21 protein-coding genes are annotated in these 20,494 nt (G+C 65.0%); 12 read left to right on the plus strand and 9 right to left on the minus strand.

Annotation, left to right across the window (positions count from 1 at the left end; translation table 11 throughout):
• Nucleotides 1-102: 102 nt before the first annotated feature.
• From MVA47_RS04060 to MVA47_RS04075, 4 genes are all read right to left on the minus strand, one after another.
• Nucleotides 103-552, minus strand: a complete 450-nt coding sequence (locus tag MVA47_RS04060) for a nuclear transport factor 2 family protein (protein ID WP_247206773.1) — start codon at nt 550-552, stop codon at nt 103-105.
• Entirely contained in the window at nt 553-2,358 is a 1,806-nt protein-coding gene (locus MVA47_RS04065) for an amidohydrolase family protein (RefSeq protein ID WP_247206774.1), read from the minus strand.
• A gap of 131 nt (nt 2,359-2,489) precedes the next feature.
• Nucleotides 2,490-3,881 (minus strand): glucose-6-phosphate dehydrogenase (NADP(+)), encoded by a 1,392-nt coding sequence (locus MVA47_RS04070; RefSeq protein ID WP_247206775.1) that lies wholly within the window; start codon nt 3,879-3,881, stop codon nt 2,490-2,492.
• Nucleotides 3,882-3,932: 51 nt separating this feature from the next.
• Nucleotides 3,933-5,243 carry an MFS transporter gene (locus MVA47_RS04075; RefSeq protein ID WP_374474069.1) on the minus strand — a complete coding sequence of 437 codons (1,311 nt, stop codon included), beginning with the start codon at nt 5,241-5,243 and terminating at the stop codon, nt 3,933-3,935.
• Between the two features lie 41 nt (nt 5,244-5,284).
• Between MVA47_RS04075 and MVA47_RS04080 the strand changes: the two genes are divergently transcribed.
• Nucleotides 5,285-6,166 (plus strand): LysR family transcriptional regulator, encoded by an 882-nt coding sequence (locus tag MVA47_RS04080; protein WP_247206776.1) that lies wholly within the window; start codon nt 5,285-5,287, stop codon nt 6,164-6,166.
• Between the two features lie 88 nt (nt 6,167-6,254).
• Complete coding sequence (locus MVA47_RS04085; protein ID WP_247206777.1) at nt 6,255-6,452, plus strand: hypothetical protein; 198 nt, start codon at nt 6,255-6,257, stop codon at nt 6,450-6,452.
• Between the two features lie 69 nt (nt 6,453-6,521).
• Here the strand turns inward: MVA47_RS04085 and MVA47_RS04090 are convergent, their stop codons facing one another.
• The 4 genes from MVA47_RS04090 to MVA47_RS04105 all read right to left on the minus strand — a co-directional run bounded on the left by MVA47_RS04090 (nt 6,522) and on the right by MVA47_RS04105 (nt 10,422).
• Complete coding sequence (locus MVA47_RS04090; RefSeq protein WP_062795982.1) at nt 6,522-7,331, minus strand: ABC transporter ATP-binding protein; 810 nt, start codon at nt 7,329-7,331, stop codon at nt 6,522-6,524.
• 10 nt (nt 7,332-7,341) lie between these two features.
• On the minus strand, nt 7,342-8,364 hold the full coding sequence (locus MVA47_RS04095) for an ABC transporter substrate-binding protein (RefSeq protein WP_031331413.1): 1,023 nt from the start codon (nt 8,362-8,364) through the stop codon (nt 7,342-7,344).
• Nucleotides 8,365-8,396: 32 nt separating this feature from the next.
• Complete coding sequence (locus tag MVA47_RS04100) at nt 8,397-9,272, minus strand: ABC transporter permease (RefSeq protein WP_062795980.1); 876 nt, start codon at nt 9,270-9,272, stop codon at nt 8,397-8,399.
• Nucleotides 9,273-9,384: 112 nt separating this feature from the next.
• Nucleotides 9,385-10,422, minus strand: coding sequence for a LacI family DNA-binding transcriptional regulator (locus tag MVA47_RS04105; protein ID WP_247206778.1), 1,038 nt, complete (start codon nt 10,420-10,422; stop codon nt 9,385-9,387).
• 210 nt (nt 10,423-10,632) lie between these two features.
• Here MVA47_RS04105 and MVA47_RS04110 point away from each other — a divergent pair, with 210 nt between their 5' ends.
• Genes MVA47_RS04110 through MVA47_RS04125 form a run of 4 tightly spaced genes read left to right on the plus strand, consistent with a single transcriptional unit; the run spans nt 10,633 to nt 14,931 of the window.
• On the plus strand, nt 10,633-11,790 hold the full coding sequence (locus MVA47_RS04110) for a Gfo/Idh/MocA family protein (RefSeq protein WP_247206779.1): 1,158 nt from the start codon (nt 10,633-10,635) through the stop codon (nt 11,788-11,790).
• On the plus strand, nt 11,787-12,968 hold the full coding sequence (locus tag MVA47_RS04115) for a dihydrodipicolinate synthase family protein (RefSeq protein WP_374474073.1): 1,182 nt from the start codon (nt 11,787-11,789) through the stop codon (nt 12,966-12,968). Before MVA47_RS04110 ends, MVA47_RS04115 begins: the two co-directional genes overlap by 4 nt.
• Nucleotides 12,965-13,831 (plus strand): sugar phosphate isomerase/epimerase, encoded by an 867-nt coding sequence (locus MVA47_RS04120; protein ID WP_247206780.1) that lies wholly within the window; start codon nt 12,965-12,967, stop codon nt 13,829-13,831. Before MVA47_RS04115 ends, MVA47_RS04120 begins: the two co-directional genes overlap by 4 nt.
• Complete coding sequence (locus MVA47_RS04125; RefSeq protein WP_247206781.1) at nt 13,828-14,931, plus strand: glycerate kinase; 1,104 nt, start codon at nt 13,828-13,830, stop codon at nt 14,929-14,931. The genes MVA47_RS04120 and MVA47_RS04125 overlap by 4 nt, the downstream gene beginning before the upstream one ends.
• Nucleotides 14,932-14,955: 24 nt before the next feature.
• Here the strand turns inward: MVA47_RS04125 and MVA47_RS04130 are convergent, their stop codons facing one another.
• Entirely contained in the window at nt 14,956-15,714 is a 759-nt protein-coding gene (locus tag MVA47_RS04130) for an ABC transporter permease (RefSeq protein WP_247206782.1), read from the minus strand.
• Between the two features lie 94 nt (nt 15,715-15,808).
• Here MVA47_RS04130 and MVA47_RS04135 point away from each other — a divergent pair, with 94 nt between their 5' ends.
• From MVA47_RS04135 to MVA47_RS04160, 6 genes are read left to right on the plus strand one after another with little or no spacing between them, the layout of a single operon-like run.
• On the plus strand, nt 15,809-16,735 hold the full coding sequence (locus MVA47_RS04135; protein ID WP_247206783.1) for an ABC transporter ATP-binding protein: 927 nt from the start codon (nt 15,809-15,811) through the stop codon (nt 16,733-16,735).
• The gene (locus tag MVA47_RS04140; protein ID WP_247206784.1) at nt 16,732-17,523 is read left to right on the plus strand and encodes an ABC transporter permease; all 792 of its coding nucleotides are present in this window, start codon (nt 16,732-16,734) and stop codon (nt 17,521-17,523) included. Before MVA47_RS04135 ends, MVA47_RS04140 begins: the two co-directional genes overlap by 4 nt.
• A 46-nt stretch (nt 17,524-17,569) precedes the next feature.
• A complete protein-coding gene (locus MVA47_RS04145) occupies nt 17,570-17,866 on the plus strand; it encodes a putative quinol monooxygenase (RefSeq protein ID WP_247206785.1) in 297 nt (98 codons plus the stop codon).
• Nucleotides 17,867-17,923: 57 nt separating this feature from the next.
• Nucleotides 17,924-18,568: a PaaI family thioesterase gene (locus MVA47_RS04150; protein WP_308280480.1), complete on the plus strand. Its 645-nt coding sequence runs from the start codon at nt 17,924-17,926 to the stop codon at nt 18,566-18,568.
• A 12-nt stretch (nt 18,569-18,580) separates the two neighbouring features.
• Nucleotides 18,581-19,690 carry a sensor histidine kinase gene (locus MVA47_RS04155; RefSeq protein ID WP_247206786.1) on the plus strand — a complete coding sequence of 370 codons (1,110 nt, stop codon included), beginning with the start codon at nt 18,581-18,583 and terminating at the stop codon, nt 19,688-19,690.
• Complete coding sequence (locus tag MVA47_RS04160; RefSeq protein WP_247206787.1) at nt 19,687-20,298, plus strand: response regulator transcription factor; 612 nt, start codon at nt 19,687-19,689, stop codon at nt 20,296-20,298. Before MVA47_RS04155 ends, MVA47_RS04160 begins: the two co-directional genes overlap by 4 nt.
• Nucleotides 20,299-20,494 lie beyond the last annotated feature (196 nt).

Here is a 20,494-nt window from a genome sequence, read left to right on the forward strand (position 1 = left end):
GATAATTAGACAGTATGTCCGATCTATCCGGCACGTTCCATGGACCCACCTCACCGTGCGCCACGTCCCATCGAGGCCGTGGGGCGGCCCGCTGCGGCCGACTCAGATGACGCCGGTGGCGTCGTACATCCACGACATGTCGGCGGTACTGAAGTTCTCCACCCAGTTGGGCGGCGCGTGATTGGCGAGGCCGCCGAAGTCCCAGTAGTCCTTCCACAGGGTGATGCGTCCATCGACAACCTTGTGCACGGTCACAAAAGCCAGGGTCGCGGTTTCGCCGGTGGGCCAGGTCCAGGTCTCGGTGTGTTCGTACATCACGTCCTGACCGTTCTCCACCAGTAGACCGTCATGGTTGACATAATCGGCCAGGCTCTCCAGGCCGATCTTCAGGCGCTTGACGATGTCCTCCGGCCCTCGCGCGGCAGCTGCAGGACCCACCGGCATGTCGACGTATATGCAGTCGTCGGACACGAAACCCTTGATGGCCTCCCAGTCGCGTCGGCTCAGAGCGGCCCACAGGCCGAGAACTACGGATTCATTGGTGCTCGTCACTCATACCCCTTGAGGTGTTGGATGGGCGGATCGATCATGCGGCGATGGAGCCGGGCTGTCACCGGTTCGGGTGCGAAGAAAGCGCCCGACCCGTCGTTTGCCGAGAACTGGTGTGGGGGCGCCGTTTTCGAACATCAGCTCGCCGTTGACCATCACGGCGCAGACGGTCTCGTCGTTGCGGTTCACCATTCGCGACAGACCGCCGAACTGCTCGAGCCTTGATTCGCTATAGGCATCGAGTTGCTCGTCGAGGTGGTCGGGATCGAGAACGAGGAGGTCTGCCCGGTCGCCGATGCGCAAGTGCCCGGCATCGATGTCGTACCAGTCGGCGAGCTCACCGGTGAGCCGGTGCACCGCGTGTTCGATCGTCATGAACGGCGTACCGGCCTCTGCCGCCGAATGAACATGGCGCAACAGCCGAAGTCCGAAGTTGTAGAACGCCATGTTGCGCAGATGGGCGCCGGCATCAGAGAAACCCAGCTGAACGCCCGGTTCCACCGCGAGCTTCTTGAGGAGTTCGGGACGGTGGTTCGAAATGGTTGTGCGCCAACGGAGTTTGTTGCCGTGCTCGACGACGAGATCAAGGAACGCGTCGACGGGGTGTAGTCCACCACGGTCGACACCGACCTGGCCGAACGACTTGCCGACCACCGAGGTGTCGGGGCAATCGACGATCTCGGCGTCGAAGAAGTCGCGATGCCACACCCGGGGGCCGTACTTGCGTCCGTAGTCCTTGCGGAACGCGCGCCGGTAGTCCTCGTCTTGCATGAGCTCGTTGCGGTCGACCTCGGTCTGCAGATGCAGAGCTGCCGCGCCCGAGCCGAACTCCTCGAACACCGCCAGGTCGATTCCGTCCGCATAGACCTCGAAAGGGACCGGAAGGTGTTGCCAGCGAAAGTTCCCGCCGAGCCTGTTGATGAACCGCGCGATCGGCCCCATCGCGTGGATCACCTCGGGGCGAGCCTTGATGTCCGCCGCCGAGAGCAGGCTGGTCTTGAGGTGGCGACGTCGCCAGAGGCCCAGGGAGCCGAACGCCTGGGAGAGCACGTTCCACGGCCGCGAGATGTCGGGTCCGGTCTGCAAGACCCGATTGCGGGTGCGCAGTATGGCACCCAACCGGCGGAGTTCTGGCGCCCTGGCGTAGGTGGAAGGCAGCGTGCGAGAACGGCACACCTCTCCGTCGAGCTTGTCGAAAAGGAGCTGCTGCGACGACATTCCGACAAAGCCGGCGTCCAGCGCCTCGTTGAGCATCTTCTCCATGCGGAGGAGCTCTTCGGGTTCGGGGGTCACCTCTTTGCGGGTCGCCCGGTCGAGGCCCATCGTTGCCGCCCGCATGTCCGAGTGTCCGATGAACGCGGCGAGGTTGGGCCCCAGGGGGAGCGATTCGAGCGCGTCTACGTATTCGGCGGCACTGCGCCAGTTCTTGCGGCTGTCGACGTTGGCGATCACATGTCGCCGCGGGATGGCCTCGACGCGGCCGAAGAGATCGCCGGCCACCTCGGCTCCGATGTGGATCGTCGACAGTGAACACGAACCCAGCAGAACGGTGGTCACACCGTGCCGCAACGACTCGCTCAACGCAGGCCCACCGAGAACCTCGACGTCGTAGTGGGTGTGGATGTCGACCATGCCGGGCAGCACCCACCGGCCGGTCGCGTCGATCACGGTGGGGCAGTCGGCCGGATCCAGCGGCTGCGCGCTGACAGCGACAATCCGGCCGTCACGGATGCCGATATCGGCGATGGATGAAGGGGCGCCGGTGCCATCGAACCACCGACCACGGCGAATCAGTGTGTCGTAGGTCATAGTCGGATGTAACCCCACCGATCAAGGCGCGTCAACAGTGGGCCTTCTACCGCCGAATGCCGTTGGCATAGTGCAAATGCGCCTGCGGAACCAAGGTTCGATTCCACCGCAGGATGGTGGAGTGGCACGCGTCAGTCGGAGATCCACCCACAGGGTCCGACGAGTTGGTCGGCAGCATCAGGACCTGCTGACCCAGGGGAATAAGACTGTGGCACAGGAGGATTGTCGAGAACCGGGGCCGCGACCTCCCAGACGTGTGCCAGACCGTCCGGCCTGGTGAACAGGGAGCGATCACCGCGTAAGACGTCGAGGATCAGCCGTGAGTACGGGGCGAGGCCGTCGGCGACGCTGTCGAGGGGCAGCGACATGTGTCCGACGGACAAGGAGGTGCCCGAGCCCGGTTCCTTCACGGTCATCGCCATGTCGATCGACCCGTCGCCCTTGAGATCGAAGGTGAGCACCGTGCCCTCTGGTGGGAGATCCTTGATCGGCCCGTCAGGTCGACGGAACACAAGGCTCACCCGCTGGGTACTGCGGTTGAGCATCTTGCCCGTGCGCATCACGAACGGCACGTCACGCCAGCGGTCGGTGTCGACCCACATGCGCGCCGCCACAAATGTCTCTGTCTGTGAATCGTCGGCAATTCCTTCGGTGTCCCGGAAACCCTCGTATTGGCCGTAGACCACCTCGGCCGGGTCAAGCGGGCGGAAGGCGGCGATCACCGACTCGCGGGCGCCCTGCAGATCGTCGGCGTCGAGGCTCAGCGGCGGCTCCATCGCCACCTCCGCGGCGACCTGGAACAGATGGGTCACCACCATGTCGAGGAACGCGCCGGTGGCGTCATAGAAGACCGCCCGGTCATCGATGTCCAACGTCTCGGGGACGTCGATCTGGACCTGCTCGACGTGCTCCCGGTTCCACACGCCGGACACCATGCCGTTGGCGAACCGGAGTACATGCAGGTTCTGGGTGCTCTCCTTACCCAGGAAGTGGTCGATCCGGTAGACCTGCTTCTCATCGAACACGTCGTGTACGGCGACATCGAGCTTCCGGAAGTCGTCCGGTGAAGTGCCGAAGGGCTTTTCGTAGACCACGCGCGCGCCGTCGGCGAGACCGTGTACCCCGAGGGCGGCGGTGTAATCGGAAAAGGTGGTGGGCGGCAGCGCGATGTAGTGGACCAACTGAATGTCGTCGCCGAGTTGTCCGCGGAGGTCGTCGATGACTTTTGGCAGATCGCCCGGGTCGTCGACGGAGAAGCCACCTCCGGCGAATCGGACGTTCTTCGCGAAATCGGCCCACTGGGTCTCGTCGGGTGCCGCATCGAATGTCGTGACCGACTGCCGGACGTGGTCGCGGAACTCGTCGTCGGAGCGGTGCCCCCGCCCGTTGCCGATCAGCGCCCACGTGTCGGGGAGCAACCCCTCGCGGGCCAGTTCGTAGAAGGACGGCAGCACCATGCGTTTGGCGAGATCACCTGTGGCACCGAATAGAACGAATACAACCGCGCTGCTCTCATCGGGCATGTGGGTGAGCTCCTAGGGCGACGTTTTTCCGATGGCTTACCCGAGTCTAGGTCAGCTCTCGATGGGCTCAGGCAATTTCGGGGTCGCCGCAGGCCGGCTGATCGATCGCAGCAAGACGGCGGTGAGGCCCACCCCGGCGATCAGAAACGCTGCCACGTAACCGGCCAGGCCGATCCAGCCTCCCACCGCGAACGCGACCCCACCGCAGGCCCCGACGATCGAACTCCCGAGGTAGTAGCCGAGCAGATAGAGCGAGGATGCCTCGGCTCGGTGATCGGTGGCCCGGGCACTGACCCACCCGCTGGCCACCGAATGGGCCGCGAAGAAACCGGCGGTGAAGAAGAAGATGCCGGCCAGAACCGTTGGCAGCCAATCGGGAACGCTGAGCGCCAACCCGGCGACCATCACACACATCGCGGTCACGAGCACGCGTTCACGTCCCCAGGAATCCGACAACCTGCCCGCCACAGCTGAGGATGCGGTTCCGGCGAGATACAGCAGGAAGACCGTTCCGGCCAGAACTGCAGGCAGATCGAACGGGTCGGCGAGCAGGCGGTACCCGAGAAAGTTGTACACCGTGACGAACCCACCCATCAGCACAAACGCGAGCCCGAACAAACACAGGAGCGGGACGTCGCGCAGGTGGATGGCGAGGTTCTGCATTGTCCGCTTCGTCGAGATCGCATGTGGCCGAAAGTGTTTGGATGGCGGGACCAGGCGCGAGAACATCGCTGCGAAGATGAGCGCCACCGCGGACACAACCTCCAGCGCCCACTGCCACGCCGTGAAGTCGACCACGAGGGTGGGGATCAGGCGGCCGGTCAGGCCTCCGATCGTGGTGCCGGAGACGTAGATCCCCATCGCCGTGCCCAGCGATCGGGCGTCGATCTCCTCGGCGAGGTAGGCCATGGCCACTGCGGGGACTCCTGCGCAGAGGATTCCCTGGACTGCGCGTCCCGCCAGCAGCAGTTCGAACGTCGGACTCCACGGCAGCACCACGCCCAGCGCAGCGGCCGACACCGCCGAGATGGTCATCACCCGGACTCTGCCGAACCGCTCCGACAACACGCTGGCGGGCACGATCGCCACGGCGAGAAGACCTGTGGTGACGGAGACGGCCAGTGCCGAGACGGCCGGCGTAACCCCGTAGTGGTCCGAGAACATCGGCAGCAGACCCTGCACGTAGTACAGCGTCATGAATGTCGCCATCCCCGCGGTGAACAGCGCGAACGCAGTTCTGCGGTAGCCACGCTCGCCGGTCCGATATCCGGCGCGGGGCGGGATCGGGCGCGGAGGGCTGATCGGCGAGCGGGTCACCGAACCCAGGGTTCCACTCGTGGGCCACGAGTGGAAATGAATCATTTGATGCGTTGTAATGCATCAACAGCATAAGGAGGCTTGCAATGGCCGACGCCTGGTTCATCACCCTCGCGGAACTCGAGAACACGTCCGCGGCCGCTCGCAAGCTGCATCTGACGCAACCCACGTTGTCGCGGATGCTCGGCAGGCTCGAACGAGAGCTCGGGGTGGAATTGTTCGACCGACACGCCAAGCGGCTCCGGCTCAACGCCTATGGGCAGATCTACCTCGGGCATCTGCGCCGGGCCGTCGCCGAGATGGATGCCGCCCGCCACGAGATCGCCGACCGAGCCGGTCCGGTGGAAGGGTCGATCGACCTGGGCTTCCTGCACTCTTTCGGGGTCTGGCTGGTGCCGACCCTGATCGGGGAGTTCCGGCGCCAGATGTCGCCCCGGGTCGGCTTCACCCTCACCCAGGGTGCTGCTGAATCCATCCTCGACCGGGTGGTCGCGGGGCCGGCGGACCTCGCCATAGTGTCGCCGCGACCACGGAGCAACGATGTGGGGTGGGCGCCGATCATGCGTCAGCGCCTGGCCCTCGCCGTACCCGCCGACCATCCGTTTGCGGTCCGCGACGAGATCACCATGACCGAGGCGCGCGACGAGTCGTTTGTCGCGATGGGGCCGACGTTCGGCATGCGACGGATCCTGGAGGAGTTGTGCGCTGAGGCGGACTTCCGGCCGCAGATCACCTTCGAGGCCACCGAGCTGGGGACGGTCGCGGGCTTCGTGGCCGCGGGCCTCGGGGTTGCGGTGATACCGGTCGAGGACAACCCGCAGCTGCCCACGGGCCTCACCCTGCTCCCACTGACCGGTGACCGCAGTTCGCGCGACGTCGGGCTGATCTGGCATCGCGACCGCGCGATGACGCCGGTTGCCAGACGATTCCGCGACTACGTGACCGAATGGGCGGCCGAGCGGCGGTGACCTGTCGCTTCATCCGCGCGCCCTGAGGCGGTTCGAGAAAATTCCGGCCAAGGGTTTTTTCGGACCATCGACTGGGTAGGGGAATTCCATGACCGAGATCGGAGAGCCAAGCGATATCCAGCCAGTCGAAGATGTGCTCGAGCAGCAGCAGGACGTGGATCCGGACCAGGCCGATGTCGCCGAAGACGCCGGTGGCAGTGGGCCGCTCGACGCGGACCCGGCCGACGTCCGAGAACAGGAGCAGGTGGTCACCGCACCGCTGGAAGACGAGTACCGCGAGGACTGACCGGATCGGCGGAGCGCCCGCGCCGAGCGAATGGGGATGGCGGGCAGCGCGTGCGCTGCCCGCCATCGGTCAATCGGCGCTGGTTGTTGCCCCGAGGAGATCACGTACCCGGTTGGCGACCGCGATGAACTCGGGTCGTTCCATGGTCGCGCTGTAGTCGCGCTCCGCCGGAAGGTCGACGTCGAGGATCTCCACGATGCGACCGGGCCGCGGACTCATCACCACCACTCGATTCGCGAGATACACCGCTTCGGCGACCGAGTGGGTCACAAGCATCACGGTGGTGCCGGTCTCTCGCCAGATCCGATGGAGTTCGACGTTCATCCGCTCACGAGTGAGCGCATCCAACGCACCGAAGGGTTCGTCCATCAGCAGCACCTCGGGCTCGTGCAACAGCGCCCGGCACAGCGAGACGCGTTGTTGCATACCACCGGACAATTCATGGGGGAGCGCACCCTCGAAACCGGTGAGTCCGGTCATCTCGATCAGCTGATCGGCTTTCGCGGCGGCAGCGCGTTTGTTCATGCCGCGCATCTCGGCCTGGATCAAGATGTTCTTGCGAACGGTCCGCCACTCGAGAAGGGCCGCTCGCTGGAAGACATAGCCGATGCCCCTCTGCGGGCCTTTGACCTCGCTGCCGCGCAGCCGCACACTGCCGTGAGATGCGTTGGTAAGTCCCGCAACCACCTTCAGCAACGTTGACTTTCCGCAACCGGACGGTCCGGCGATCGTGACGAACTCGCCTTCACGCACGTGCAACTGCACGTCGTCGAGCGCGGTGACCTCACCGCGCTTGGAGGAGAAGTGCACGCTCAGGTTCTCGACGGACACCGCCGAATCTGTCACGGTGTTCGGGGGTTCGATAGTCGTGGCATTCATCGTCGCTCACTCACTTGGTATCGGTGGGGGTGAAGGCCGAATCCCAGTACTGCGAGGGTTCGCCGGCGTTCTCGAGCAGACCGGAGTCGCTCAGCACCGCGATCGTCGCGGCCCAGTCTTCGTCGGTGTTGACTCCGGGTGCCTCACCTTTGGTGCCGGCGGTCGAGAGCAGCGGAATGGTTTCCGTCCACTGCTGCAGCAGAACTTCCTTTGGCGGCATCTGGGGATCCTTGCCCTCCATCGCGGCCACTGCTGCCTCGGGGTTGGCTGCGGCGGCGGTGAAGGCTTCGCTGGTGGCGTCGACCATTGCCTGCACCAGTTCGGGTGAGCTCTCGATCATTCCGTTGTTGGCGATCAGGCCGTTGCTGTAAAAGTTCAGTCCCACATCGGAATAGCGGAGGTAACGCATGTCGCGCCCGCTCTTGTTGGCGATGGTCGGGCCCTGGTCATGTGCGAATCCGATGAGCCCGTCGACCTTTCCTGACAACATGGCCGCGACCTTGCCGGCGGCGTCGAGGCTCTGTTGCTTCACCTGGTCGGCGGGCACACCGGCCTTCTCCAGGTAGATCGGGAACGTCGTGGTCGGGGCGTCGCCTGCCGAGACTGCAATGGTCTTGCCGGCCAGGTCGGCCGGTTTCGTGATGCCGGAATCGGCGTAGACCTGCACCGCCGATGGCGTTGTCTGCAAGAACACCCCGACGCTCTTGATCTTGACGCCCTTGCCGATATTGCTCACCACGGCAGGGGTGTCGGCCCAGCCGAAGTCGGTCTGGTTCGAACCGGCGGCCTGCGCGGTCTTGGTCGATCCCTGCCCGGCCTTGATCGTGAGGTCGATTCCGTGTTTGGCGAAAATGCCCTCCTGCACCCCGTAATAGAACGGAGCGTGCTCGCCGTAGGGGTACCAGTTGAGCATCAGCGATGTCGCGGTGGCCTGGCCGTCGGCGCCGGGCTTCTTCTCCGCGGCTCCACCACCGCAGCCGGCGAGTGCGAGTGTCGTCGCAATGGCCGCGACCACAAGAGTTTTCAGTTTCATGTTCAATCTCCGTTGAGTGAGGTTCGAGTGTTTCAGACGGCCGATGCGCCGACAGACGCGGTGGATCGGCGCGAGGCATGCCATGGGATGAGCAGCTTCTCGGCGAGCTCGATGATCATGAACAGGATGATCCCGAGCAGGGACATGATGATCAGCGCCGCGAACAGCATTGCGGTGTCAATGTTTCCGTTGGCCTGCAGGATCACGTAGCCCAGACCCTCGTTGGCCCCCACGAACTCGCCGACCACGGCACCGGTGACGGCGAGCGTCGCAGCGATCTTCAGTCCGGACAGGAGCTGCGGAAGAGAGGCAGGAAAGCGCACCTTGGCGAAGGTCTTCCAGCGTCCGGCGCCCATCGTGGAGGTGAGCTCGACGATCTCCGGATCCACCGAGCGCAGACCGGCCATCCCGGAGATGACGATGGGGAAGAACGCCATCAGCACGGCGACAAGGATTTTGGGGCTGGGTCCGAAGCCGAGCCACACCACGAACAGTGGCGCGATCGCGATCTTCGGGATGACCTGTGCGAACAGGATCAACGGGTACATCGTCTTCTCGACGCTCGGCGAGTAGAGCATCATCACCGCGACTGCTTCGCCGATCACGGCGGCGATGAGGAAGCCGGCGACGGTTTCGTAGGTGGTGACCCAGGTGTGGGTGGTGAGGTACGAAGCGTTGTCCACCATCGTCTGCCAGGTGTCGCCCGGTGACGGAAGGATGTACGGCGCAACCAGTTCGAACTTGGTCACCGCCCACCAGGCGGCGACGAGCACCGCTACCAGGGCGAGCGGCCGCCAAAGGCCGGACCAAGTATTTCGGAACGAGGGAAACCGTCGGTGACGCGTCGGCGTGAGGGGTGACGCCTGCAACGCAGCAGAACGGATCTCGACCGACGTTGTTACCGCCATGAGGAGTCCTAAAGCTAGTAGTGATGCAGACCGAGGTCCGCGGGAATGCGCTTTCCGAAGCTGAGGCCAACGTAATGTGATCGCGACCACACTGTCAATAGGCTGGGAGGAATCAGCTGTTCAAGGCGCTGCTGTGACGCAAGATCACGGTGCCCGGAACGAACTCGTGGGCACACTGCCCAGCGGCTGCTTCGTCGAGGGCCAGATCCACTGCACGCCGGCCGATGTCGACCAACGACAGGGCGACTGTGGACAGGCTGGGGACATGATCGCGCAGGGTGGGGATGTCGTCGAAACCGGCCACGCAGACATGTTCGGGCACACTGAGTCCCAGCTCGCGCCATGCGGCGATGGCACCTATCGCCATCACGTCGGTGACCGCGAAAACGCAGGGTGGCCGGCCTCGAGGACTCTGCGGACTCAACTCCAGCGCCGCGGCGAGTCGTCGTGCCGCGCTGTATCCCCCGTCCCGTGAGAAGTCCCCGGAAACCTCGATGATGGGGCTGAGCCCGTGCCTGCTCAGGGTATCCACGAATCCGTTTCGGCGGTCGACGGACGTGCGGATGTTGCCCGGTCCGCCGATGATCGCGAATGTGCGGTGTCCATGCTGGTAGAGGGCTTCGGCCAATTGTCCTGAGGCCGACCAGTTCTCCGGCTCAACGGCGGCTCCGAACGACAGGGGCTGGCCGATGACGACCACCTTGCCGCCGTTCTCGCGATAGACCGCGAACTCCTGCTCGAGGTCGCGGTCGAGGTCTCCGCTCTGGCGGGACCCGGCCAAGATGATGGCGTCTGCCCGGTGGGAGATGAATGTGCTGACCGACTGACGCTCGACATCGAAATCGCGTTCGGTGCTGGCGAGCAACACCAGCTTCCCCGCTGCCCGGGCCTGCGCCTGAACGCCTCGGACGATGGAGGAGAAGTACGGGTCGGCCACATCGTGCACCACCAGGCCGATCAGTCCGGTCGACGACCGCGCCAACGCCTGGGCCTGCGCATTCGGGACGTACCCCAGCTCGGCGGCGGCAGCGCGAACACGGTCGGCAACACCCACGCCGGGAACGCGTGAAGACCCGTTGAGCACCCGCGAAGCGGTTGCCTGCGAGACGCCCGCGGCCGCCGCGACGTCCTGCAATCTCACCGCCGCCATCTCAACGACCTTCCGCCTCTGCGTGGCTCGATGTGCCTATTGACCAATCGATGAGAGCAGCATAGCTTGGAAAGCGCATTCCGAAGCTGAGTTGTGAATTCCACTCGGGTGACCTTTCCCGCCCGTGTGTTCCCGTCCATCCCTTTCAGCTCTGCCGCGCTCCGGGCGGCCGCCGATCGAGCATCGGCTGTTCAAAGAAAAGGCATTCTCATGTCCCCCTCGACTCGTACCCTGCGCATCGCCATGAATGGCGTCACCGGCCGCATGGGCTACCGCCAGCACCTCATGCGATCGATACTTCCCATTCGTGACTCCGGCGGCCTGCTCCTGGCCGACGGTAGCCGTGTCCAGCTCGAACCGATCCTCGTCGGGCGCAACGAGGCAAAACTGCAGGAACTGTGTTCTCTGCACGGCATCACCGAATACAGCACCGACGCATCGGCGGTCATCCACGATCCGAGCACCGACATCTACTTCGACGCCCAGGTGACGTCGCGGCGGGCAGAGGCGCTGGCCGCTGCGATGAAGGCGGGCAAGCACATCTACACCGAGAAGCCGACCGCCGAGACGCTCGCGCAGGCTGTCGAACTCGCCCGTATCGGGGAGAACGCCGGGGTCACCACCGGTGTCGTCCACGACAAGCTCTATCTCCCAGGTCTGGTCAAACTGCGTCGCCTTGTCGATGAGGGATTCTTCGGACGGATCCTCTCTCTCCGCGGCGAGTTCGGCTACTGGGTGTTCGAGGGCGACGGTCAACCGGCGCAGCGCCCCAGTTGGAACTACCGTGCCGAAGACGGCGGCGGCATCGTCGTGGACATGTTCTGCCACTGGAACTACGTGCTCGAGAACATCCTCGGAAAAGTCGAGTCGGTGACCGCCAGAGCTGTTACCCACATCCCTACCCGTTGGGACGAAGACGGCAACGAATATCCCGCCACCGCAGACGATTCCGCGTACGGCATTTTCGAGATGGAGAACGGCGTCGTGGCACAGATCAATTCCTCGTGGACCGTGCGGGTTCATCGCGATGAACTGGTGGAGTTCCAGGTCGACGGTACCCACGGCTCAGCTGTGGCCGGACTGCGTAACTGTGTGGCCCAGCACCGGTCTCACACACCCAAACCCGTCTGGAACCCCGACCTGCCGGTGACTGAACCATTCCGGGACCAATGGCTCGACGTGCCTGCAAACGCCGACCTCGACAACGGCTTCAAACTGCAGTGGGAGGAGTTCTTACGAGACGTCATCGCCGAGCGTCCACATCGGTATGGACTGTTGTCGGCGGCCCGCGGTGTGCAACTGGCCGAACTCGGCCTGCGGAGCTCGGCCGAGGGCCGCCGTCTCGCCGTGCCGGAGATCACGCTGTGACCGTCACAGATGCGCACCTGTCCATTGCTCTGCCGGCCAGGGGCAACCATGTGCTCGTCGAACCCGGGGAATGGACGAAGCCGTCATCGCCCATCACCTCTCGCAAGGTGTACGCGGCAGCCCATGTGATCCCACGCGCGACGGCAGACAACACGCCCGGTGCACCCGCCGACATCGACTGGGAGGCCACGCTGGCCTACCGGCACGAACTGTGGTCGTACGGGCTAGGGGTCGCCGATGCAATGGACACCGCCCAACGGGGTATGGGCCTCGACTGGGCGGCGACCGCCGAGTTGATCCGACGATCGGGAGCCGAGGCGGCAACCGTCGGGGGGATGCTCGCGTGCGGCGCGGGCACCGACCAGCTCGACATCGACACTCTCCCATCGGGAGCCGCCGGTCTCACCGCAGTCCTGGACGCCTACCGCGAACAAATCGCAGTGGTCGGTGAGTCGGGCGCCACGATCATCATCATGGCGTCTCGAGCGCTGGCTCGTGTGGCACGGTCGCCCGACGACTATGTGGCCGTGTACTCCACTTTGCTGGCCGAGGTGGATCGACCGGTGATACTTCACTGGCTCGGGACAATGTTCGATCCTGCACTGGAGGGCTATTGGGGCAGCGATGACCTCGAGCGCGCGACGGCAGTGTTCCGCGAACTGATCGAGGCCAACAGCTCCAAGGTCGATGGTGTGAAGGTCTCCCTGCTCGACGCACAGCACGAGATCGCGCTTCGACGCGCGCTGCCGCCGAAAGTGCGGATGTACACCGGTGACGACTTCAACTATCCCGAGTTGATCATCGGGGATGAACGCGGCCATTCCGACGCGCTGCTCGGTATCTTCGCGGGTATCTACCCGGCGGCGTCCACGGCCCTGCAGGAGCTCGACCGCGGGAATGTCGCACGTGCGGAACAGATCTTGCAGTCCACCCAGGAACTCGGCCGCCACATTTTCGCCGCCCCCACCTACTACTACAAGACCGGAATCGCGTTCTTGTCATGGCTACGCGGCAGACAGTCGGGGTTTTCCATGGTGGGCGGGCTCGCGTCCGGCAGGAGTGTGGAGCATCTGACGACCTTGTTCGTCCTGGCCGACAAGGCGGGATTGCTCACCGACCCGGAGCTGGCAATTCATCGTATGGGTCTGTACCTCGAACTGAACGGAGTCCGATCGTGACGACCACAGCTGTACGGACATCTCCCTACGACCTCGACAATCCCTACGCGACACTGTCTCTGAACACCAAGACAGTCAACTCGTGGACTTTGGCAGAAGCTGTGGACGGGGCGGCCAGTGCCGGTCTCGGCGCAGTCGGTCTGTGGCGAGATCGGGTACAAGAGACCGGCGTCGCTTATGCGGCAAAACAAGTGGCGGATGCAGGTCTGCGAGTGTCGAGTCTGTGCAGGGGCGGATTCATGACCGGTGTGCACGATGACGGTCTCGACGACAATCGTCGCGCACTCGATGAGGCTGCCGAACTCGGGGCTCCCGAGCTGGTGATGGTGATGGGCGGTCTGCCGGACCGCGATCTCATCGGGGCACGCACGCGGGTGGAAGACCGTCTGGCGCAGCTGGTTCCCTATGCGATCGACCGTGGTGTCCGCATCGCGCTCGAGCCGCTGCATCCCATGTTTGCTGCCGATCGGGCGGTGATCTCCACCCTGGGACAGGCGTTGTCAATGGCATCACCGCACCCCGTCGAAGCCGTGGGAGTTGTTGTGGACACCTTCCACGTCTGGTGGGATCCGGAGCTGTACAACAAGATTCGGCAGGCCGGGAAAGAGGGCAGGATCAGCTCCTACCAGGTATGTGACTGGTTGGTGCCGATGGAAGCCGACCCCTTGCTCTCGCGCGGAATGATGGGTGACGGAGTCATCGATTTCGACACCATCGGAACGTGGGTGCGAGCGGCCGGCTACCAGGGCGATGTCGAAGTGGAGATCTTCAACGAGAAAGTGTGGTCAACCGACGGCCACCAGGTGATCGAGGACATGAAACAGCGGTACCGCGATCTCGTCTTGCCGCCGCTGGCCGGATGAGAGTTCTGGTCGCGCCCGACTCGTTCAAGGGATCGCTTGGCGCGGTGGACGTCGCGCACGCCTTGAGCAGAGGCTGGGCCCGGGCACGCCCGGGTGACGAACTCGTCCTCATGCCACAGGCTGACGGCGGTGAGGGAACGCTGGCGGTGATTGCCCAGGCGATCGGAGATGCCACGTGGTCCGCCCACGACACCGCAACCGGTCCCCACGGGCGTCCGGTGTCAGCCCGCTGGCTGAACATGCCTGACGGTCGCGCTGTGGTGGAGCTCGCCGAGTCGTCGGGAATCGCCTACCTCGATCGGCTCGACCCACTCGGCGCGACGTCTCGCGGACTCGGCGAGGTGATCCGACGCACCGACTGTTCGAGACTGACTGTGGCGCTGGGCGGCTCCGCCTCGACGGACGGAGGATTGGGTGCTCTACGTGCGCTTGGCCTCGAAGTCTTCGACCGGGAAGGCAGGCCGGTTCCCGAAGGCGGGGCGGGTCTCCTCGTCGCCGAGCGTGTCGACACGTCCTCGTTACTCAGTCCACCGGCCGACGTCGAGCTGCTTGCCGACACCTCCGCCGTGCTGTTCGGTCCGGCGGGAGCGGCGAGCGTGTTCGGGCCACAGAAAGGCGCCGATGCACAGATCGTTGAAGAGCTGGACAGGGGACTGCGTCGATGGGTGGATCTGTTGGCCGACGCCGGTCTCGCTGCCGATCCCTCGATGCCCGGAATGGGCGCGGCGGGTGGCGTCGCATTCGGCCTGGCGGCGGCGTGGCGAGCACGGATCACCCCAGGTGCAGCGCGGGTGTGCGGCCTGACCGGTCTCACGTCGGCCGCGCCGAAAGCGGATCTGATCATCACCGGCGAGGGCAGGTTCGACCACACATCGCTGACCGGCAAGATCGTTGGGCACATCGTCTCCCTCGCCGCTGAAAGCCACGTCTCGGTGGTAGTGGTTGCCGGCCAGGTCGACGCGGGCATGGACGTGCCGACCTATTCGCTGACGGAAATGGCAGGGTCCACAACGCAAGCGATGAAGGCCCCGTCGTACTGGCTGACCGAGATCGGCCGACGAGCAGCTCAACGCGCAGACGAACTCGTGCACCAGGCGTGACCCGACTCGACGAGACTCACTCGCTCACCGTCGCGCCACGAGCACACCCCGCGCGACCAGTTCGGTGGTCGCCACCATCGCGCACGAGCTCACCGCCAGGATGGAGATGAGCACGAAGAGCTGCATCACAGCGGCGTCGGTGGTGGACGCGCCGCCCAGCACCATTCCCACGAACGCACCGGGAATGGTGACCAACCCGACCGTCCGGGTCTGGTCGAGGGCGGGGATCAGGGCCGTGGACGCAGCGGTGCGGCAAATCTCCATCCGAGCCTGATGATTCGACAGCCCGAGCGACATCGCGGCCTCCACCTCACCGCGTCGCGACGTCAGTTCGTCGAGGGCGCGACGACCCGTCAACGAGGTGGTGTTCATCGCGCCGCCGATCATGATGCCGGCGCTGGGTATCAGCGCGAGACCGGTTGCGGGTAACACGCCTACGACGATCAATGCGCTCACCACAACAACTGAAGGTGCGGCGACCGGCAGCAGTAATCGAGCGGTCTCGGACACCGTCGGACGACGGCCGATCACCCGGCCCGCCGCCGTCCAGGCGGCCACCAGAGCCATCAGCACCACGAACCCTGCGGACAACCAGATGTGGCGGACAAGTAGTCCCAGCACCACCGCCAGCAGACCGAGCTGAACGGCCGCACGCATCGACGACCAGGCCACGGCGCGTTCGTGCCCGGTGCGGCCCAGATGAGTGACCGCGACCGCCACGACGGCCAGCAGCACCACAGCGACGGCCAGCGCCGGCCCGATTCGGACGACCGTGTCGGACAACGGGATCGACCTCCTGCCCAGATGACATCTGTCATGCCGATCTCGTGACATTAGCCGTGGGTGACGGACCACCGTGGCACGCAGGCTGTAAACCATGAACACAACGGCGCTCGAACTGAGCGGATTGACAAAGACATTCGACTCGGCGGCCGGGCCTGTGCGCGCCGTGGACGGCATCGATCTCCGTATCGCGGCGGGCGAGATGGTCGCGTTTCTGGGGCCCAATGGCGCAGGTAAGACCACAACCATCGACATGATGCTGGGACTCTCGACACCCGACTCGGGAACGGTCAGCATCTTCGGCCAGAACCCGGTGACGGCCGCCGGCGGTGGACGGATTGCTGCGGTGCTGCAGACAGGCGGGTTGCTTCCCGACTTCACCGTCGCCGAGACCGTCCGCATCGTCGCGGGAACGTTCGGTGACGCTGCCGCTGCCGCGGAGGTCATCGAGCGCGCACAGCTGACCGGGATCGCGGACCGCAAGGTCTCGAAATGCTCTGGCGGCGAACAGCAACGACTCAAGTTCGCGCTGGCCCTGTTGCCCGACCCGGACCTCATCGTGCTGGACGAACCGACGGCAGGCATGGACGTGGAGTCTCGACGATCCTTCTGGGCGACGATGCGTGCTGATGCCCGTCGGGGCCGCACCGTGGTGTTCGCCACGCATTACCTCGAGGAAGCGGATGCTTTCGCCGACCGCATCGTGATGGTGGCCAACGGGCGCATAGTCGCCGACGGTTCCGTTGCGAGTATTCGCGCGCAGGCCAGTGGACGCAGCGTCTCGGCGTTGATGTCGCCGAGCGATGTCGCCCGGACGCAGGCCGCGTTCGCAGATCTCGCCGAGGTCAGCGAGCGGGGCGGACGGACCATTCTTCGCACTGACGAGTCAGATGACCTGGCGCGCTTCCTTCTCACGCAGACAGGTGCGCGCGATGTCGAAATCGGCTCGCGCAACCTCGAAGACGCATTTGTCGCACTCACCTCCGACCACGACCGGACCCCCGAAAGGATCACCCTGTGACCACCCTGACCGGCACTCACACCGCGTCGCCCCTCCGGGGCTTTTCGACCACGTACATACGCCTCGACCTGCGGCGGGTGCTGCGCAACCGGCGGGCGATGATCTTCACCCTGGCCATCCCGACGCTGATGTACGTGATCTTCGGAGCCACCACCGACTACGGCAGCGACCGGATCGGCAGTGCCGACACCGCGGCCTACGTCATGGTGCACATGGGAATCTATGGCGCGATCCTCGCGACAACCACCACCGCGGCCTCGGTGGCCTCCGAGCAGCAAGCCGGGTGGACGAGGACGCTGCGGATGACGCCGCTGACACCGCTGGGATACGTGATGTCGAAGGTGACGGTGGCCCTTGCGGTCGCGGCGATGCCTTTGGTCTTGCTCTCTGCGGTCGGCCTGGCCACCGGAGCCAGCGCACCGGCAGGCCAGTGGGTGTTGTGTGTCGTGCTGGGGTGGCTGGGCTCCGGGGTGTTCGCGGCATTCGGCCTGGCAGTCGGCAGTGCGCTTCGATCGGACGGGGCGACTCAGGTGCTCGGCGGTGTGCTGACGCTGCTGGCTTTCGCCGGCAACCTTTTTGTGCCGCTCAAGGGCGCGATGCTGACGTTCTCGATGTTCACCCCGATGTTCGGCGTGAGCACGCTGGCGGGCTACCCGATGACCGGCGGCGACACCGCCTACGGCGAGCACATCTCGCTGTGGGTCTGTGTGCTGAACGTCGTGGTCTGGGCAGCTGTCTTCGGGCTCGCCGCAGTTCGCTGTTATCGGCGGAGCACTGCGCGCCGGTGAGTAGTTTGATCAGGACACCATCAGTGCACAGAAATCGGAGACCACGATGTCGTTGACCGCCCTGCTCGAAGTGACCTTCAAGCCCGAAGCCCTGTCAGACGCCAAGAAGCTCATGACAAAGGTTCTCGCCGACACGCGTGCGTTCGAGGGGTGCGAGGGCGTCGAGGTGCTGGTCGACAGTGCTGATCCGAATCACTGGATGATCGTGGAGCGTTGGGAATCGGAGAAGCACGACGCGGCCTACCGGGAGTTCCGGGCAGGTCCGGGTGCGATCACCGAGCTCGGCCCACTGCTTGCCGGCGCTCCCAGCCTGACGAAGTACGAGACCGACACCAGCGTGTAGCCAGGCGGCGCCGATCGATGGTGGACATCGAAAACGGAAACGTGTTCTAGTTCTCCGATGGTGCAATTTCTGCAGGAACATCTGAGCGACGACGAGATCGCGCGGTTGCGCGGGGTCTTCGAGCCGCTCGCGGTGGCCGTACGAGACCTCGTGGACGCGACGATCCGTACGACGGTCGACGAGGAGACCGTACGCACGGTTCAGTCGCAGATCGAGCAGGCCACCGCCCAGCTGAGGGCCCAGCAGATAGACGGTTCCTACGGTGTTCGGATAACGCCCTCGGGATTGTCGATGCCGTGGGGGAACGCCGTCGTCGGAGTCCGCAATGCCCTGGCGCCGCCCTTGAAGATCCACCACGACCGGGAGGGCGAGGCCTGGTCTGAGTTCCACCTCGGCGCCGCATATGAGGGCCCGCCGGGAATGGTGCATGGCGGCGTGTGCGCCATGGTTCTCGACCACATACTGGGAGAGACCTCGAGCCACGGCAAGCGGACGAAGTTCACGGGCACCATCGAGGTGAAGTACCTGCGGGCGACCCCGCTGGGTCCGGTGCGTGCCGACGCCTGGATCGATCGGATCGAGGGAATCAAGACCTACGTCGTGGGCACCCTGTCCGACCAGGACGGTGTCACCGCCGAGGCACGGGGGTGTTCATCGTCCCGAAGTGGGCTCGCGAGCCCGGTGAGTAGACACATCGAGTAGAACGGGAGCGCGTTGTCCGCCATCTCCAGCCGGCTCACCGCATGGCGTGATCTGCGCTGGGCCTTCGCCGCTGTGTGGTTGCTCTTCCTGGCCTATCCCGTTCTGACCGTGGTCAAGTCGAACACCATGAGCACGGCGGAGCGGGTCTACAGCCTGGTCCTGCTCGGCGGTTTCGCAGTCGGGTATCTCCTGACATGCGTCTACGTGCTGTTCGGGACGTCCCGGCATTCGGACCGGAGACGGGCAGCGCCGGTGGCGTTCGTCGCGCTCGCCGTGGTGGCCGCGGCGACAACGGTCACGCTCGACCAAGAGGCTTTCGCGCTGGCCCCCTATCTGATGGCCGTCGCCGCACTGTCATTCGGAATACCGGTGGCAGTGGCCATCTTCGTGCTCCTCACCGGTTCCGCGGTGGTGATGCCGGAGATCGTCGACGGCTGGGAGCTCGACACGGGCATCGTGGTGATGCTGCTGGTCGTCGGCCCGACCGTGCTCGCGGTGAGGATCTTGCGCGCCCGCGAAGAGCTGCGTGAGGAGTCCGAAGCGGCGAAACGCAGCCTCGACGAGCAATTGGCCATCGTCGCCGAGCGAGAGCGCGTTGCTCGAGACGTCCATGACATCCTCGGGCATTCACTGACGGTGATGACGGTCAAGTCCGAGCTCGCCGGCCGGTTGATGGACGTCGATCCGACCGCGGCGAGAGCCGAACTCGCCGACCTGCACCGCATTTCGCGCGAAGCCCTCGCCGAGGTCCGCACCACCGTGGGAGGCCTGCGATCGCCGGATCTGGCGACCGAACTGCTGGCCGCCGACACGGCCCTCACCGCCACCCGGATCGCTGCCGATCTACCTGCCGACGCCACCGTCGCCGCACCGGAGAACCGGGTGTTGTTCGCATGGGTACTGCGTGAGGCGATCACCAACGTCGTACGTCATTCCGGAGCGACGACCTGCCGGGTGCGCTTGCAGCCCAACGCGATCGACATCGTCGACGACGGCGTCGGGCTCGACGGCTCGCTGTCGGGCAACGGGCTCCGCGGCCTGCGTGAACGGGTCCAGGCCGCGGGCGGGACCCTGACCCTCGGCGGCGACCACGGCACCGAACTGCGAGTGTTGGTCCCATGACCGAGATCCGGCTGCTGCTCGCGGACGATCAGGCGCTCGTGAGAGGTGCCCTGGCGGCCCTGCTCGACCTCGAATCCGACCTGCGGGTGGTCGCTCAGGTGGGGCGCGGTGACGAGGTCGTGGAACACGCACGCGACGCCGAGGTCGATGTCTGCCTGCTCGACATCGAGATGCCCGGGGCCGACGGCATCGAGGCGGCCGAAGCGCTGCGCCGCGAACTCCCGCACGTGCGCAGTCTGATCGTCACCACGTTCGGCCGACCCGGATATCTGCGCCGCGCGATCGAAGCGGGAGCTTCGGGATTTGTCGTGAAGGACACACCGGCGGCCGAACTCGCCGATGCGGTGCGGAGGGTTCACGCCGGCCTCCGCGTGATCGACCCCACCCTGGCCACCGAGAGCCTCGCCACCGGACAGAACCCGCTCACCGAGCGTGAGCAGGACGTCCTCCGCTGTGCACTCGGCGGAGCGACGGTCGCGGTCATCGCCTCCCAGGTACATCTGTCCCAGGGCACGGTCCGCAACTACCTGTCGAGCGCGATCGGCAAGACAGGAGCGGGTACGCGAGCCGAAGCCGCTCAGATCGCCCAGCGACACGGATGGTTGTAACGCCTGTTCAGAGAGGGTTTGACGGTCATCTCGAAGTCGTGGCACACTCGCGATTTCAATACGGCGCGGGTGGCGTGAGAAAATGATCTGATGCCTGAAGCAGGAGTGATCCTCCATGCGGTGGGCAAACACGATCCGCGGTCAGCAATGGCGCTGGCCTCGGTGCACGGAAATGCTGCTCAGCAGCGCTGTATGC

Source organism: Williamsia sp. DF01-3 (assembly GCF_023051145.1).
GTDB lineage: Bacteria > Actinomycetota > Actinomycetes > Mycobacteriales > Mycobacteriaceae > Williamsia.

Bases quoted from the DNA above. Each gene is read 5' to 3' on its own strand.
- MVA47_RS04065 (WP_247206774.1), bottom strand. From the start codon at position 2,358: ATGACCTACGACACACTGATTCGCCGTGGTCGGTGGTTCGATGGCACC.
- MVA47_RS04070 (WP_247206775.1), bottom strand. From the start codon at position 3,881: ATGCCCGATGAGAGCAGCGCGGTTGTATTCGTTCTATTCGGTGCCACA.
- MVA47_RS04075 (WP_374474069.1), bottom strand. From the start codon at position 5,243: ATGATTCATTTCCACTCGTGGCCCACGAGTGGAACCCTGGGTTCGGTG.
- MVA47_RS04080 (WP_247206776.1), top strand. From the start codon at position 5,285: ATGGCCGACGCCTGGTTCATCACCCTCGCGGAACTCGAGAACACGTCC.
- MVA47_RS04085 (WP_247206777.1), top strand. From the start codon at position 6,255: ATGACCGAGATCGGAGAGCCAAGCGATATCCAGCCAGTCGAAGATGTG.
- MVA47_RS04090 (WP_062795982.1), bottom strand. From the start codon at position 7,331: ATGAATGCCACGACTATCGAACCCCCGAACACCGTGACAGATTCGGCG.
- MVA47_RS04095 (WP_031331413.1), bottom strand. From the start codon at position 8,364: ATGAAACTGAAAACTCTTGTGGTCGCGGCCATTGCGACGACACTCGCA.
- MVA47_RS04100 (WP_062795980.1), bottom strand. From the start codon at position 9,272: ATGGCGGTAACAACGTCGGTCGAGATCCGTTCTGCTGCGTTGCAGGCG.
- MVA47_RS04105 (WP_247206778.1), bottom strand. From the start codon at position 10,422: ATGGCGGCGGTGAGATTGCAGGACGTCGCGGCGGCCGCGGGCGTCTCG.
- MVA47_RS04110 (WP_247206779.1), top strand. From the start codon at position 10,633: ATGTCCCCCTCGACTCGTACCCTGCGCATCGCCATGAATGGCGTCACC.
- MVA47_RS04125 (WP_247206781.1), top strand. From the start codon at position 13,828: ATGAGAGTTCTGGTCGCGCCCGACTCGTTCAAGGGATCGCTTGGCGCG.
- MVA47_RS04135 (WP_247206783.1), top strand. From the start codon at position 15,809: ATGAACACAACGGCGCTCGAACTGAGCGGATTGACAAAGACATTCGAC.
- MVA47_RS04145 (WP_247206785.1), top strand. From the start codon at position 17,570: ATGTCGTTGACCGCCCTGCTCGAAGTGACCTTCAAGCCCGAAGCCCTG.
- MVA47_RS04150 (WP_308280480.1), top strand. From the start codon at position 17,924: ATGGTGCAATTTCTGCAGGAACATCTGAGCGACGACGAGATCGCGCGG.
- MVA47_RS04160 (WP_247206787.1), top strand. From the start codon at position 19,687: ATGACCGAGATCCGGCTGCTGCTCGCGGACGATCAGGCGCTCGTGAGA.